Origin of the sequence: Facklamia languida CCUG 37842, assembly GCF_000245795.1 — a bacterium.
Lineage (GTDB): Bacteria > Bacillota > Bacilli > Lactobacillales > Aerococcaceae > Facklamia > Facklamia languida.
Genome location: NZ_JH601133.1, coordinates 710,879 through 727,354 on the forward strand (window position 1 = coordinate 710,879; position 16,476 = coordinate 727,354).

Sequence of the window (16,476 nt, forward strand, 5' to 3'; positions counted from 1 at the left end):
ACAATGATTAAAGAAAAAATCTTCTCATTTCTAAAAGTAATTGTATTCTTATTATTTACTGCCCCTTTTATATGGATGATTCTCATATCCTTACAGACACTACAAGAAGCAATGACTCTTCCACCAACGATACTTCCTGAACAACCTCAATGGGTAAATTATGTTCAGGCGTGGACATCCATACCAATCATAAAATATTTGAAAAACTCCATTCTTGTTACGGGTAGCGTGATAGTTTTACAGTTGATTATAATGATTCCTGCCGCATATGCATTTGCAAGATATAATTTTTTTGGCAAAAATTTCTTCTTCGCATTCATTCTCATTTCTTTTATGGTTCCAGCCCAAATTACATTTATTCCTATATACCTAAATTTCGCAAAGTTAAATTTGATTGAAACTTTTTGGCCCCAAATCATTCCATTTGCAAGTAATACATTTGGTATTTTCCTTCTAAGGCAAGCATTCATGCAATTACCGGATGAAATTTTCGATGCAGCATTATTGGATCATTCGAATGATTTCAAAACAATGTTGAAAATTGCTGTTCCTATGATTAAGCCTGCAATATTTACAACCATCTTATTCACTTTTGTCGGAAGATGGAATGATTATTTCTGGCCGCTAGTTATGACGAATAGTGATGACTTAAGAACGCTACCGATCGGAATTCAGCTATTAAGAGAATCAGAGGGGGTGAATAATTGGCATATTATTATGGCGGGTAATGTGATTCTTGTAGTTCCAATCATCATTGTCTATATCTTTACGTCGAAATTTATTCTTAAATCATTCGGATACTCTGGCACTAAGTAATTCAACCATAGAAAGGAAATATTATAAAATGAAGAAATTAAAAGAGATTTTACTATTAGTGATCACAGCTGCCCTCTTTATCTCATTGTTACCAGCCAAATTGACTCATGCACAAGAAAGAGAAACGATTAACTTCTGGTATTCTCTCGGTGGAAGAAACGAAGAATTAATCCAGAATATCGTAAAAGAGTTTAATAAGACTCAAGATAAGTATGAAGTCGTGGCTACTTATCAAGGTAATTACGACGAAACCGTGCAGAAATTACAACAAGCCATTGCTTCTAATACTCAACCAGATATATCCATGATTGAAAGAGCTTATGTTCAACAATTTGCTGAATCTGCTACTTTAGTTGATCTGACACCATATTTAGAACAATACAATATAAATATTGACGATTTCGTACCAGGTTTATTGGGTCATTCATATTTTAATGACGGATTAGTATCTTTGCCGTTCAACCGCTCTACCCCAATTATGCATGTGAATAAATCTATGCTCGAAGAGAATGGATTAGAAATCCCAAAAACTTGGGAAGAATTGAAAGAAGTTGCGAATGCTTTGGTTATCAAAGAAGGTGATGAGATCCAACGCTATGGATTAACTATGCCATATGATACATGGTTCCCAATCGCCATGATTACGCAGTCTAACGGTCGTTTCTTTAATGAAGATGGATCTGCTATCGATTTCGTTGACAACGGAGTAGGACATACCGTATTCTCATTCCTTAAAGATCTTCAATCCACAGGGGCTTTATACTATCCAGGTTCATCATCAGCAGAAGATGTCGTTCAAATGTTTTTCAGTGGAAAAGTAGGATTAATCTATAGTTCAACTGGAAGTATTGGAAGCTTTATTGAGAATTTAGAGTTTGATTATACAACTGCATTTTTACCACAGAACGAGAAAATTTCCACTCCAACAGGTGGAGCGAATATTGCCTTATTAAATAACGGAAACATTGAAGGGGCAATGACATTTATTGACTTCTTAGTTAATGATCCTGTCGCAGCGGAAAGTTTTATAGCTGAATCAGGATACTTACCTTTCACATACAGTATTGCCGAATCTGACACTATTCAAGAACAATGGGAAAAAGAACCGATGAGAAGAACCGCTTTTGAGCAGTTAGAATATGCAGAAGATACTAATAAGAGCCCTAAATGGCCAGAAGTGATGCACGAATTCTTCTCAGCAATTGAGGCTATAATGTACGATAACGAAGATATTGATCAGACTTTAGAAGAATTTAAGAATAACTCAAATACTATCCTGAGCTACTAATTAATATGATGCTGAAAGAAAAATTAATTTCTCAAGATTTTATTGTCGCGGCACATCGAGGTTATAGATCTGAATTTCCAGAGAATTCATTGCTTGCCTTTGAAAAAGCAATTATACATGGCGTGGATATGATTGAAGTAGATTTAAGATACAGTAAAGATAGGCAAATTGTTATAATTCATGATGATACTGTGAATCGTGTAACGAATTCTGAAGGGTGTGTATCCGATCTAACTCTATCAGATCTCAAATCTTTAAATCTTAATGATCCTGCAGGAGCACCTTCAAATGAAGTGATTCCAACGTTGGAAGAATTCATTGAGTTTGTGAGTGAATATCCTGATTTATTTCTAAATATTGAAATTAAGCCACAGGAACGCGGTCTAGAATTAGCAAAAGAACTATTAAAAATTCTTGAACCAACTAATCTACTCGAGCGAAGCGTCATTACCTCGTTTGATTTTGAAATTATCCACTTCTTATATTCTCAAGGTATATTTACGCAAGGATTTATGTATAATCACTTGAAAAATGTGGGAGATTATGAAAATGTTTATGAATCTATGGATGCTATTTGCATCTTCGAGTCAGAATTGGACAGAAAAATTGTTCAAAAATTCGAGAATGAAAACTTGTTTGTATGGACCTGCTGTCCCAACTCGAAAGATTCTGTAAAATATGCTTACGATTGTGGTATAAGACTCGTTACGGTAGATGATATAATCCCAGCATTAGAGTTTAAGCAGTCTCTTGCCAACGAGTAAAAATTTCATAAAAAAAGTTAATCCGTGAAGTGTTCTATCGTTAAAGTTGACCCATTAAATTAGATCTAATACTAAATTAGAGCTCTATCTCAAATAGGGTTGATGGTATTGAAAGTAGACTAAGCAACAAGTTGTTGCTTGGTCTCTTTTTCTTTTCTTCCTGACACATACAGTCGAGATATTAAAAGAATGCGGTTCTTGAAATGGGTATACTTACGGTAGCCGTAGGCATTGCGTTTAAGGACTTTAATTTTATTATTAATCCCTTCGATTGGGCCATTGGTAATGGTCGGATGGTCAAAGGTGTTGGAAATATAAGGCTGGAATTTCCTAAAGGTTCTCAATTGAGGATTGAGTTGTTGATTAGGTGCGTGATGAAGATTAACCATAAACTAATCGTAATCCAACTTTTCTAGGCATAACGAAGGTTTTGACCTATCCGATCAGTTTCTTTAAAGACTTGATTTTGATCTAAGAGATAATCGACGATATGGCCAGTATTCGTTAGAGAATCAAAGAGGGTAAATCGCCTGTAATGTGTGTGGTCAAGGTCTGTCTCCTTCTTTAAAAACAGTTTCCAATACCGCTTGAGTTTATTGTAGAGCCACCGATCTTGGTATTTTACTTTATACATCCAATGGATACGATATCGATTTAATTCGAGATTGAGTGATTGAACGATGTGGAAGCAATCAATAATAATGGAGGCATTAGGAAAGAGTTGGCGGATAATTCGATGTAGGGGGGAAATATCAATATAAATAATTTGAATCTTTTTTAGTTCTTTACGAATCGTAAATTTCAAGTATAAGTTAGCCACCTGGTTAACGTTCTATCTAAAGTTCTTCCATTCTTTTAGTGACGGCTTGACAATGAGCTGAGGCATGGTAGTTTGGCTCACAGGTTATGAGTCAACCCCCTAACACGAAAACCATGCCGAGGGAGGCTCGTTGTCAAGCCGGAACGAGTGCTAGAGATCGTCTTTCTTTATGTAGACAGCGTACAAAGACTTCATAAGGGGGCCCATAGTCTAAAATTTTGCGCGGATAGTTGTTCATCCATTGTTGGATTCGGAGACAATCCGCTTCTGTTATATCTTTCATTGATGTTTCTTTGGGTAAGAAGCGTCGAATGAATCCATGTTGATTTTCACTGGTCCCTCTTTCCCAAGAAGCATAAGGATGGGCAAAGTAGACCGCTATTTGTTCAGCCACCGCTTGACTTAACATCGCAAACTCTAAGCCATTATCAGCAGTCATACTCTTGAAGAGTAACGATAAATGATCGCCTGCGAGTCCTTGTAACTTTCTTAGGGCGACCTCCACCGCTTGTGCAGTCTTATTCTTTATCTTTAGAATGACTTCAAATCGACTGAATCGTTCAGCTAAGGTTAACAAGACAGGTTCATCTTTACCTTTCTTGCCAATGACCGTATCAATTTCCCAGTGGCCAAAAGTATTCCGCTCATTGATTTCCTCAGGGCGCTCGTCGATGGAAGTTCCCAAGACTTTCTTATGGGGGCGGGTCTTCGGTACTCTCTCTTTGGTATTACGACGAAGTTTTTCAAGTAAATCAATATTTCGCGTCTTCATAATCTGACAATCAATCCAATAATAGAGGGTGGTGGTACAAGGAATGAGTCGAGGGTCGATATCAAGGACTTCTTTGGCTCGGTGGACGACGACATCAGGCGACCATTTATCTTCTAACATCCGCTGATCGGCCCAATCGATAAAGTCACTTGAGTAGGACCAGAGAGGTTTGCGCCCACAATTTTGACGCTGATGCTCATAATTTTCTTGGCCGACTTCAGCGACATACTTAGAATAGTACCATTTATAAACCTTGCCGTTTTGCTTTTGTTGTCGGATTTGTTTAATTGTACCGCGTTTAATTTCGTTATGGATTGTCTGTGGCGCGCGTTTGAGTATGCGAGCAATCGCGCGATTAGAATGCCCTTGTTCTTTCAAAAGCTCAATTTGGCTACGTTCTTTGAACGATAAGTGTTTTGATTTCCGACCAGATGTGGTAGAGTGTGTTTGCGTCATGTAAAATCATTCTCCTTATATTTTTGTGTGGTAGCTAAAATATAACATGAATTTACATGGCTTTTTTATTTTTTATGGTGGCTAAGTTGATTATAAAATCCGCCAAGAAATAAGAAAAATCCCATTTGCAACTGATTATTCAGCCAACAAATGGGTAATTGAAGATTATATAGACTTACTATTTGATGAAAATGATAGATACGAATATATTGTTCTAAAATGCCCTTGCAATGATCTTTATCCTGATATAAAGCCAGGAGAACCTGTCTTATTCAGAAAATATAATGAAGCATCTGATGGACAGTTAGTGTTAGTGTATAACGAAGAAAAAGATCAAATTGGATTGCGTTATTATGTGTTGGATGCAGAAGAGCACTCCGCTTTATTATTGGCAAATGATCGTAATGTTCGTCCAGTTATACATCAGCCTGATACTCGATGGAAGATATGGGGTATAGGGGTAGATATCATGGGTAATGATTCAATATTTTCTCTCACTTCTTCATCTCCTACGTATAGTATTTCAAAATAGTTCCTAGGAGTAAGATTCGTCCTTATTATTTATAGGGTTGGTCGAAGAAAATTCCTTCAAACTTTATAAATTACAAGAAGTAGTTGAATCCAGATATATTTGAATTCAATTTATGAAATAGAGAATATTCAACATTCATTCAAGTTGAAAGATACCTTGACAATTAGATAATAAGTGATTAATAAGCTATTAACCTAACAATTCTTTCAAATCTTCCCATTGTACTCCTCACGGTAATGGACTGGTATGAAATATAGTTGCATCACAAAACTTATACTGTTTCATTTGAGTGCTCACTATAAGAAAAATGAGGAAATACTATATTGTACTCTAACCCCTCCCTAGAAACAGCTCTGTCCTTTCAAACAGTAATAATTATATAGTAAATATTCGAATAATTTTCTATACACTTAAGAAACACCTATCACAAGTGCTTCATATATAAACTAATACAATTAGGACTCAAATGTTGCATAAAGTAGTAATTTAACTAACATTTAAGTCCTAGTATTAAAATTTATAATACAATTTTTACTTAGAATTACTTTGAAGACTTGTAAGGAAATTGAATAACAAGAATTGAGAGAAATCTTTAATTTACTCTCTTAATAAAAGTGAATTCATTCATACCGGCTTCGTCCGGTCTTTCTTCAGGGAACCCCTCAAAATTATTATGTAATGGAATCTTGTAGCCATAATCCAATATAGGAATAATAGGAAGATCTTGTGCCATTATTTCCTGAACCTTATTGTACAAAGGAATGCGTTTTTCAGGGTCTACCTCCTTTACCCCTTCCTTAAGAAGGTTCTCAACTTCTTCATTAGTATATCCAGCAAGATTGTTGAATCCATTGATGGAGATACGTCCTTCAATTCCTGATACATCAGGACCTTGGTATCCTGCTAATAGTGTTAAGTCAAAATTCTTATCTTCAGCCACCTTTGTTTGCCATGCAGAAAATTCCATCATATTAATATTTATACCAATTCCTGCTTTTTCTAAGTTAGCTTTTATCACAGTACAAATATCACTGAAATTTCCATCTTCAAATGAATCTAATTGAAGCTCCACATAGTGGCCATTTTCGTTCTTTTCATAACCAGATTCCTCAAATAATTTAATCGCTTCATCTACATTTGTTTTTGGTAGACCAACTTCTTCATTAACATAATCCGCAAATTTTGGCGAAATAAAAGTCGTTGCAACTTGACCAATATTATTTGATACTCTATCAAAAATTGACTGTTGATCTATCGCCAACGCAATCGCTTTCATTATAACGCCATCTTTGAACTTTTCGTCTTGTAAGTTTCCGGTAATATATGCTCGGTTTATTCCAAGATATTCAAATACTCGATAGTCAGGGTTTTCATCTAAAGAGTTAGCTTCAGAAGGTGATAAGCCACCAAGATAGTCAATCTCTCCGTTGATTAATGATTGATATGCTGTCTTAGGGTCTGAACTGATTTTGAAGATCAACTCATCAATTTCTGGTACATGCCCAAAATATTTTTCATTTTTTTCTAAAATTAGAGAGACTCCATTTTCATAGGAGACAAATTTAAAAGGTCCCGTCCCTATTGGGTGCATATTAGCAGGGTTATTAGCATAATCTGTTCCCTCATAAAGGTGCTTAGGTAATATAAAAGTTCCATACCAAGATAATTTACTTAAGAATGAAGCATCAGCTTGTTTCATCTTAAAGACCACTGTATTTTCATCTGGGGCCTCAATTGATTCTACATTAACAAAAGTGTCACTCTTGGGCCACTTCTCAGTTATTAATGTATCGTAAGTCCACTTTACATCCTCAGATGAAAATGGCTGTCCATCGTGCCACTCTACATTTTCGTGCAATTTAAAAGTAATTGTTTTATTATCATCACTGTATTCCCATTCTTTAGCTAAATCTGGAATATACTCATTATTAATATTTAACTTGACTAGTCGGCTAAAAATATTTTGATCATAAACATAAGCAGCATCATCCATACGCATCGTGGTATTAAATGTATTGGGCTCAGCACCAGATGCAATAAACACAAATTTGTCTTCTGCATTCACTTTTGTGGTTCCGTTAGTTAAAATTAGAAGAGCAATAAACAACCAACTGAATAAATTAGAAATTTTCTTTTTCATCTTATTTTTCCACTCTTTCCCTTATTTTATTCATAAGTAATAAGCCACATTCAAGTTGTACAGATATTAACTTCTTTATAGGAATAACATTGTAATTGATTAATTTTTCGCATTCCGCAGCCTTGATTGAAAAATAATCTAATAGATCTTTTAAGACATCTTTAATTATTTCATTCGAGTTCCCCTTTCTTATTTCGTACTCACAACTTCGAATTGCAAGAGACAAACTAAGGAGTGTATAAAATCTTCTAATAATATTACTATCTAAATATTCTGATTCTTTGCAAGGTTGATTATATTCCTCATTATCATTTATGTAATTTATCTCAGCGCTCAATCCTTTCTTTGAATACATTTGCTCCTGCTTCACCATTTTGTAAAATGGATTTTCATCTGATATACAACTATCTATCACATCCATTTTATCTCCAATAAGACTATTTACCGTCTGTGATATTTCAATACCACTTAATATTGATTCTTTTCTTGTAATATTCATCTCCTTCTCACTATCAATTCTTTCATCATAGAAATACGGCAATTCAGTAACTAAAAAATAACTGTTTAACCCAGAATCTGCAATATATGATTCAGTTGAACCTCCAGAATTCGCCATCATCTGTGCTGGGGATTCGTCACCATACTTTTCATAGTGGTCATACGTATCTTTTGATGAAATGAACGGAAAAATAGCTGGGGCGTAAGGCTTAATAAATGAAACCTCTGGCTCCCCTAAATGAAGCGGGAGGCCTTGTCTGCTTGAAGCATTATAGAAATCCTCCCACAAGTCCGGTAACTCATTATTAATATACCAGTATGTCCCACCAAACCCAGCATTATGTAATCCATAAACAAAATCTGGCTTTATTTCATCAATCAGATTCATTAGTATCTTTGTTTCAGGTAGTGGAGAATCAAACTTATAATCCTTGTACTCAAAAGGATAAGTCCATTCCACTTGCTCATATGCAGCAGGTCGGAAAAAGTCTCGAGCATACCGCGTTAGAGTTAATTCTCCTTTAAACCACCCTTCATTTAATTTGGTACCATCAACATCGATACACTTTATAATATGCCAAGTATAATCACTAGATATACGAAGGTCAGCGTTTGTTGCTAGTTCATTTGAAAGAAATTCTAACATCATAGCTCCTATTGGTTCATTCGGATGTGGACACCCATAAAGCATCGCATCATATTTACCAGAACCTATTGTCAATAAGTAGATTGGGTGGCCATTTCGAGAATGTCCCGCAATCTTTACCTTAACAATATCAGGATACTCCTCAGCTAAACGAAGTGTATTTTCATCCATTTCTTCAACAGTTAAGAATTCTTTATAATCAGGAATCGTTGTTAAAATTTCTTCTACCATTTCTATCATTTGATAACCTCCAATAACTCTTTTTCTCTTCTGGCTCGAATGCCCTTTCTCGGATCAATTGATCCTATACTTGAAATTAATAATTTTGTATATTCTTCTTGTGGACTATAAATTACTTGATTAGTTAAACCTTGCTCAACCACTTTTCCTTTATTCATAACAATTAACTGATCTGAAAGAAATTGTGTAGTAGCTATATCATGACTAATAAATATCAACGATTTCTTCTTCTTCTTTATAAGTTTAGTCAGCATCTTAATGATTTCGCCACGAATAGAAACATCTAACATAGATACCGGCTCATCAGCAATCAAAATATCTGGTTCTAAAGACATAGCTCTTAGGATTGAAATTCGTTGAAGTTGCCCTCCAGATAATTGATGAGGATATCTTCCTAAGTAATCAACAGCTGGAGTTATGCCCCCTTCTTCAAGAATTCTGATGACCATATTTTTTCTATCCGCATCGCTATTTCCGATATGATGAATTTTTAATGGTTCAGACATAATGCGCAAAATAGTATGACGATAATCAAATGTTTCATAAGGATTTTGGAAAACAATTTGTATTGTCTTATGAAATTTTAGTCGGTCCTTTCTTCTCAGTTCCTGAATTAGCTCCCCATCAAAGTAGATCTGACCTTCGGAAGCATCCTCAAGTCCCACTATAATCTTGCCTAATGTCGATTTCCCAGACCCTGACTGCCCTATTACACCTAAGACTTGTCCTTCTTCTAATGTAAAGGAAACTTGGTCTAATGCCTTGAAAAGCTTTCCCTCCACATTTGGATTCTTATTCTTATAATGTTTACTGATACCACTAACTACTAGGTCTCCCATTTTTTCACCTCACTTAAGCAATATTTATATAAGAATTAATAAGTTTCTTTGTATATTCTTCTTTGGGACTTAATAAGACTTGATTTACATCACCCATTTCAATTATCTGGCCATCTTTCATAACAATAATTTTATTACATGTTGAAGCTACTGTCGAAATATCATGAGTAATCATAAATCGTGTTAAATTATACTCGTCTTCCAAATCCATAATCATTTCTAATACCTTATTCTGAACAACTACATCAAGCGCAGTAGTTGCTTCATCAAAGAAGACTATTTCCGGACTATTCAAAACAGCCAATGCAATAGAAACACGCTGCATCATTCCACCTGAAAGTTCATGAGGATACTGTTCATAAACTCTGCTAGGCAAGTCGACACGTTCTAATACTTTTAAACAGTGCTCTTTTATTTCAGATACTTTTTTCTTCTTATTGTGTACTGTATATATATCTTTCATTTGTTGCCCGATCTTATGTGTGGGACTTAGTGCTGACATTGACTTTTGAAACACAAATGCTATTTGATTCCAACGTATCTTATTGATCTCTCTTTGGTTACACTCTAATAAATTTTGATTATTATATAAAATTTGCCCCGTAATCTTAGCGGATCTTTTGGGAAGCAGCTGTAGAACAGATAATGCAAAAGTAGATTTTCCTGACCCAGATTCCCCAACTATTCCCACTGAATCCTTCTTATCAATTGTAAAATTCATATTTTTAACAGCATGAAATAATCCATTATTTGTACGATAATAAATGTTTAAATCTCTTACTTGAAAATAACTCATAGAATCCTCCATACATCTTGTCTATCTATTAACCCTTAGGTGTCTTTGGAGTTAAAATCTTATTAATTCCATCTCCAATTAACTGAAGACTCAATACAGTAATTACGATAGCAATTCCTGGAAATGTTGAGACCCACCATGACCTAGGCATATATGCACTTCCTTGAGAAATCATTTGACCCCACGAAACCACATTGGGATCACCTAAACCTAAAAATGATAAGCTAGCTTCTAATAAGATCGCTCCTGAAATATTCATTATAGTATTGGCAATGATGGGATAGATCGCATTAGGGATGATATGCGACAATAAAATATTGCGATGCTTTTCACCTAATATGTAAGCTGACTTAACAAAAGTTCTCTCCTTTATTGACATAGCCTGAGCACGCATAATTCTTGCATTTCCAACCCAAGATGTAAACCCGATGACTATCATGACATTTGTCATTGAAGATCCAAAGAATGCTACGATTATTAAGATAAGAAAGAATGCTGGTGTCATCACGAAGATATTAATGAATTCACTAATAACTCGATCCCATTCCCCCCCAAAATAACCAGCTACGGCGCCTACTGCAACCCCAATTACAGCAGAAATTAAAGATGCGACCAACCCAATTGTTAGTGAAGTTCGAGTTCCATAAATGATGTTCGAAAATACGTCTCCCCCTAAAGAATCTGTTCCAAAATAATGCCCTTGATTTCCTGGAGCAACTAATAAATCATCTGTTAGCTGTTTTGGAGCATATGGTGCCAGAAAATTTGCAAAGAGAGCAATAATAATTAGAAAGATCATCAAAACCAAACCTATACAAAAACCCTTTTCTTTTGCAATTCTACTAAACATATTCACACCTACTCATAAGAAATTCTAGGGTCTATTATCATATATACAATATCCATAAATAACATCATTAGTGCCACTGATATAGAAACTATCAAATAAATTCCTGTTAGAACCTGATAATCTCTACCCTGTATAGAGGTTAATAACAAGCGTCCCATTCCTGGCCATGAGAAAACAGTTTCAATTAAGGTAGAGCCAGATAACACGAATGCAAAACTCATCCCTATAGCAGTCACCGTTGGAAGCATTGAATTTTTCAGTACATATCGCCTAAATATTTTTTTACGATTCATACCAGTTGCAATGAAAGTGTCAATGAAATCCTCATTCATAGTCTGAATTACAGAAGTTCTTGTAATTCTAAAAAAATACGGAAAAGTAATCAATACTAGGGTAGATACAGGTAATATCAGGTGCTTGCATAAATCAATGAATTTATCGAATCCGTCTCCTCTCATTCTCAGATTATACATACCAGATGTTGGTAACCAACCTAATAATGAAGCGAAAATCAAAATCATCATCATACCCAACCAGAAACTAGGCATAGAATCAAACACATAAGTTAAAGGAGTAAATATCTTATCTAGCAATGACCCTTTATTAGATCCACATTTTAGACCAAGATAGATTCCTAAAATAATAGATATGATTAAAGAGACCATGCTTAATATTAAAGTGGGAAATACTCGTTGACCAATAATTTCGATAACAGGTAAATTAGATACATATGAAAAACCTAAATCACCCTTGAGTAAATTTCCTAGAAATAAAAGAAATTGCTTTAAGATTGGCTGATCAAGACCATATTGGGACTTTAAAGCGGCAATCATTTCAGGATTAGGATTTTCTGTGCCTGCTAAGATTGTGATTGGATCACCAGGAGCCAAGCGGATTACAAAGAAATTTATGAATACAGATACTATGACTACTAATAAAGCGGTTAAAAGTCTATTCAAAATGTATTTTTTTTCCATAATTAACTCCTTTATTATCATTATATTACCATTAAAAGAAAGCGCTTTATATTTAATATAATAAACGTCCGAACGAAAATGTCAATACTATCTAACTTTTATATTGAATAAAAAAATAATAGCAAACAATTATTGTAATTTTGTTTGCTATAAGTTATTATATGCCTTATAAAACAATTATTGAGGTGCTATATGAATCATAGAAATGTTCCTGCTGTTACAGAAGCGGTGGAAAAGCTGATTTATTTCAATTTTATAAATGAGTACCATTCGGGAAAACAGCTGCCAACAGAAAAAGAACTAACTAGAGAACTTAATATTACCCGGACTACTTTAAGGTCTGCTTTAGAAATTCTGGAATGTGAACATATTATTGAACGAACTCCTAATATGTCACCTAAAACTTCTCAAAGCAAGTATTCTATTGGCTTGTTTGAAGGTGATAATTTCATGAACGCTCTGCGAAAAGCGGATTCTAATTTCCAAACTGACCTAATTTCCTTTAACTCATCCTCACCAAATAAATCAATTATTAATCTTTTAAATTTGAGTGAAAATCAAGATGTTTATCAGATCTATCGACTACGAAAAATTGATTTCTTACCTACATCGATTGAAACAATCAATATAAATAAATCATTAACTCCTAACTTAGACATACACTATAATTATAAGAGATCTTTGTCTTTTACACTCAAGAATATCTATCATTATAATCTAAGGGTTCGCTCAATTAGCTTTAGTGTTGGATTTGCTAATCCAACTGAAGCAAAACTTTTAAGAATTAAGTCAAATGACCCCCTAATAATTATTAAAGGAGTTAAATTTTTAGAAGATGGTACTCCATTGCAAACTTTTAAACAACTATATAGAGCAGATAAATTTAAATTAACTTCTTATAAATACTAGGTGATTAAATGGCTATCAATAATGAAAAATTTAATCAATTATACTCTTATATAAGACAAGATTTAATAAAAAGTATTGAAAATCAAACATATCCCCCAAATTCTGAACTTCCATCTACTAGAGAGCTATCTAATTTATATTTAGTAAATGAAGATCTAGTCCTTTCTGTAATAGAATCATTAATAACAGAAGGCTTCCTGATAAAAGTAAACTCTTCATTTTTTGTTCTTGATATACGATATCAAGAAACACTCACTAGTAAAGGGATAACACTCAACCTAAATTCAATGAATAATGAAGAACATATACAATTTAATGAGCTTAGAAAATACATTCGACGGGCAGGTTGTCTTTACTCAATGGTTCTGAATATTCAACCAGAAGATGATATTTATTATATTGAACGATTGGTAAAAAGGAATGACACCCCACTTTGGTATGAGGAAAACTATTGTGCTGTTAATTTACTACCTAATTTATCTCATATTGACACTACCGTTTACTCTCTAGAAAGCATATTAACTTATCACAATATTCCAATCGGTGGACAACAACAAATTGTTGAAGTTGTCCCTGGAACGAAGAGATTAAAAAAAATACTTAGATTAGAGCCCAACAAACCAGTACTACGTTTTAATATTTACATTCTAGATTTGTATGGAAATAATCAATTTCATATTAAACGGTACTATCATCCCAATGCTATCTCATTTAATTTAGAAAATTAATCATAGTATTCAATGGAACTTTCTCTCGTAAACTTCAAGTATCAGTTAGCCACTTGACTAACGTAACAATATCCATATCAAGACCATCATTCTTATACTATCGCGACTATATGTGTCCGTAAGAAAAGAAAAGAGACCAAGCAACAACTTGTTGCTTAGTCTACTTTCAATACCATCAACCCTATTTGACATAAAGCCGAAATTATTTAAAAACCAATTTATATATATCCCAAATTTTATAGATTATTCAATAATATTATAAATAAGTGTGGAAAATTTTACAATTTAGTTAAGTATGATCGTAGCATATTGAAAAAATATAGAATATGACCAGGTGATTAGGCAGTTGATCAATAACAGTAGAGAAATCAATATATAGAAGCTGAAATCATTCATGAGTTCGAAAATTGGTAAGTGAAGCTCTAAGGCAGGCTTCATGAGTTGGAAATATTGACACCAATTTAGCCAATCCATTCTTTTACATTTATAGAGACTGGCTTCAATTGGCGTTATTATTAATATTTCTTTAAATGATTTGAAGCTCATATTCCTTTAGCATTTATAAACGTATGTTAGTCAAATGCATTCTTTAGATATGAATATAACTTTAAAAAAACCTTCTAAGAATTTGAGAGTTAAAGTCGCTTATTATTTAAAGAACGCGAGACATTATAATCAACTACCAAGGTGAACTTTTCTTTATGATAGAATGGATACCATAAATAATCCTTAAAGACTATTGAATTTATTGTTTTCAAAATAGAAGCGCTTTAGTTGAGACCAGATTTCAAGCTATTGGTAGGCTGTGGAAGAACCTTTAACTCAATAAATTAGATCAAATTCAAAGGAACATTCAATTGGGTTTTGAATTTTGATAAGATTATAGTGATTTCTGACCGGGTAGAAGGTGATTGTCAGTCTGATCGCTTTCTCTAGATATTCTGAGTTGTCCAATACTTAAAAGAAATGATCAATACAGTCATGATGAGTGAAGATAGTGTTAATGTTGCACCATCTCATGCAGATGTGAGGGGTGCCATTAGAGCAAGAAATAAATGACTTTAGAATCTGTTAATAGGAATAAAATGAGTTTTTAAGATGATTTAGATTTGGCATTTAGATTAATCATAAATATTACCAGAATGCCACACACAGTTAGGTACACCCCTGTAAAGAAAAACATCGTTTGCACTGAAGTCACGTTTCCTAAATAACCAGCTAAAAGAGTAGAAAAAGGTATCAAACTTATTGATAGTGTTTTCATTAAACCGCTTACTCTTCCGGCATATTCAAAATCTAAAAACTTCATAAATAAAGATTCAACTATAATTCCATTAAATGACCTAAAAAAGTACATTAAAAAGACTGTCATTGACATAATCCAAGCATTAGTAACATATCCCATCAATCCTGTTAAAATTCCCATTATCATTATTGAAAAGCTGAGCCAAACGTCTTGTCTTTTAATAGTCAGTTTCATAATTAATAAACCACTTACTATTGAACCTATAGCCGCAATACTTTGAAAAAATCCTAAATAAGTAGCATTTCCTTGAAAATTTTCGAATATAAGTACCGTAAACAAGGTGCCTGTGTAACTAGTAACATTTACTAACATACTAATGACACATATTTTCTTGAGTGGTACATTCTTATTTAAATACTTAATTCCATCTAAAAAGTCTTTTGTATATGAAAAATTATTTGCGTTTTGACTTGGTAAAATTTGCACTTTTTTCCAATCAAAGATTAGAAAACCAATAATGACTAATAAAAAGCTTAACGAGTTTAAAAAAATACAGCTTGCCACTCCAATCAGTGAAAAAGCAATTCCGCTAATACTTGAACTAAGTACAGAGGATGTCTGAACTGCAGATGAGAATAATGCATTTACATTGTTTAGATTCTCCTTCTTAACATCACTAATTACAATCGCTTTTCTAACAGGCGAAACAAAAGATGTAAGACAGTTAAGTACTGCCATCGAAGTAATTGCTAACCAAACTGGGAAGCTACCAGTAGTAATGATAATAATAAAGAGAATCAAGCTATATATAAAAGCGGATACATTTGAAAATATAACTACTTTCTTCTTGCTATAACGGTCTACGACAATTCCAGAAATTGGAGAAATAATAGCATCACTTAAATGCCAGACTACTCCTACTAGACTTGTTAAAAATACAGACCGAGAATCCCTATAAATAATCCACATTGCTGCAAAGTTAAAAAAGTCATCACCAAAGACATTAATTATCTGAATTAAGGCTAAAATGATTACATTTTTGGTATATATCTCATTTTTTATTTTTGCCACATTCTCACTCCTATCACTTAGTAAAAATTTCTGAATTCATCTAAAGTAAAATTAAAATTTATTCCTGAGTTCAAGTTATATGTTATCC

General features: G+C 33.7%; 16 protein-coding genes. 6 read left to right on the top strand and 10 right to left on the bottom strand.

What is annotated here, in order from left to right; genetic code table 11:
* Positions 1-3: 3 nt before the first annotated feature.
* From HMPREF9708_RS03255 to HMPREF9708_RS03265, 3 genes are read left to right on the top strand one after another with little or no spacing between them, the layout of a single operon-like run.
* Positions 4-816 (top strand): carbohydrate ABC transporter permease, encoded by an 813-nt coding sequence (locus HMPREF9708_RS03255; RefSeq protein WP_006308668.1) that lies wholly within the window; start codon positions 4-6, stop codon positions 814-816.
* A gap of 28 nt (positions 817-844) precedes the next feature.
* Entirely contained in the window at positions 845-2,104 is a 1,260-nt protein-coding gene (locus HMPREF9708_RS03260) for an ABC transporter substrate-binding protein (RefSeq protein ID WP_006308669.1), read from the top strand.
* A gap of 5 nt (positions 2,105-2,109) precedes the next feature.
* Positions 2,110-2,868 (top strand): glycerophosphodiester phosphodiesterase, encoded by a 759-nt coding sequence (locus HMPREF9708_RS03265; RefSeq protein WP_006308670.1) that lies wholly within the window; start codon positions 2,110-2,112, stop codon positions 2,866-2,868.
* 119 nt (positions 2,869-2,987) lie between these two features.
* Here HMPREF9708_RS03265 and HMPREF9708_RS08585 read toward each other — a convergent pair whose 3' ends face one another.
* The 3 genes from HMPREF9708_RS08585 to HMPREF9708_RS03275 form a co-directional block, all read right to left on the bottom strand.
* Positions 2,988-3,257, bottom strand: coding sequence for a transposase (locus tag HMPREF9708_RS08585; protein ID WP_006308671.1), 270 nt, complete (start codon positions 3,255-3,257; stop codon positions 2,988-2,990).
* Positions 3,258-3,280: 23 nt separating this feature from the next.
* Positions 3,281-3,688 (bottom strand): transposase, encoded by a 408-nt coding sequence (locus tag HMPREF9708_RS08590; protein ID WP_269534833.1) that lies wholly within the window; start codon positions 3,686-3,688, stop codon positions 3,281-3,283.
* Between the two features lie 133 nt (positions 3,689-3,821).
* Positions 3,822-4,916: an IS30 family transposase gene (locus HMPREF9708_RS03275; protein WP_006308673.1), complete on the bottom strand. Its 1,095-nt coding sequence runs from the start codon at positions 4,914-4,916 to the stop codon at positions 3,822-3,824.
* Positions 4,917-5,223: 307 nt separating this feature from the next.
* Here HMPREF9708_RS03275 and HMPREF9708_RS08390 point away from each other — a divergent pair, with 307 nt between their 5' ends.
* Entirely contained in the window at positions 5,224-5,448 is a 225-nt protein-coding gene (locus HMPREF9708_RS08390) for a hypothetical protein (protein WP_232215540.1), read from the top strand.
* A gap of 592 nt (positions 5,449-6,040) precedes the next feature.
* Here HMPREF9708_RS08390 and HMPREF9708_RS03280 read toward each other — a convergent pair.
* The 6 genes from HMPREF9708_RS03280 to HMPREF9708_RS03305 are packed head-to-tail and all read right to left on the bottom strand — an operon-like array spanning position 6,041 to position 12,434.
* The gene (locus HMPREF9708_RS03280; RefSeq protein ID WP_006308674.1) at positions 6,041-7,588 is read right to left on the bottom strand and encodes an ABC transporter substrate-binding protein; all 1,548 of its coding nucleotides are present in this window, start codon (positions 7,586-7,588) and stop codon (positions 6,041-6,043) included.
* Between the two features lies 1 nt (position 7,589).
* Positions 7,590-8,972, bottom strand: coding sequence for a M14 family zinc carboxypeptidase (locus HMPREF9708_RS03285; protein ID WP_006308675.1), 1,383 nt, complete (start codon positions 8,970-8,972; stop codon positions 7,590-7,592).
* Entirely contained in the window at positions 8,969-9,811 is an 843-nt protein-coding gene (locus HMPREF9708_RS03290) for an ABC transporter ATP-binding protein (protein ID WP_006308676.1), read from the bottom strand. The genes HMPREF9708_RS03285 and HMPREF9708_RS03290 overlap by 4 nt, the downstream gene beginning before the upstream one ends.
* A 13-nt stretch (positions 9,812-9,824) precedes the next feature.
* Entirely contained in the window at positions 9,825-10,607 is a 783-nt protein-coding gene (locus HMPREF9708_RS03295) for an ABC transporter ATP-binding protein (protein WP_006308677.1), read from the bottom strand.
* Positions 10,608-10,635: 28 nt separating this feature from the next.
* Positions 10,636-11,457 (bottom strand): ABC transporter permease, encoded by an 822-nt coding sequence (locus HMPREF9708_RS03300; protein WP_006308678.1) that lies wholly within the window; start codon positions 11,455-11,457, stop codon positions 10,636-10,638.
* Positions 11,458-11,465: 8 nt separating this feature from the next.
* Positions 11,466-12,434, bottom strand: coding sequence for an ABC transporter permease (locus HMPREF9708_RS03305; protein WP_006308679.1), 969 nt, complete (start codon positions 12,432-12,434; stop codon positions 11,466-11,468).
* Positions 12,435-12,626: 192 nt separating this feature from the next.
* Here HMPREF9708_RS03305 and HMPREF9708_RS03310 point away from each other — a divergent pair, with 192 nt between their 5' ends.
* Complete coding sequence (locus tag HMPREF9708_RS03310; protein ID WP_006308680.1) at positions 12,627-13,343, top strand: GntR family transcriptional regulator; 717 nt, start codon at positions 12,627-12,629, stop codon at positions 13,341-13,343.
* Between the two features lie 8 nt (positions 13,344-13,351).
* The gene (locus HMPREF9708_RS03315) at positions 13,352-14,071 is read left to right on the top strand and encodes a UTRA domain-containing protein (protein ID WP_006308681.1); all 720 of its coding nucleotides are present in this window, start codon (positions 13,352-13,354) and stop codon (positions 14,069-14,071) included.
* A gap of 1,093 nt (positions 14,072-15,164) precedes the next feature.
* On the opposite strand, the gene HMPREF9708_RS03320 is transcribed toward HMPREF9708_RS03315, so the two are convergent.
* Positions 15,165-16,388, bottom strand: coding sequence for an MFS transporter (locus tag HMPREF9708_RS03320; RefSeq protein WP_006308682.1), 1,224 nt, complete (start codon positions 16,386-16,388; stop codon positions 15,165-15,167).
* Positions 16,389-16,476 lie beyond the last annotated feature (88 nt).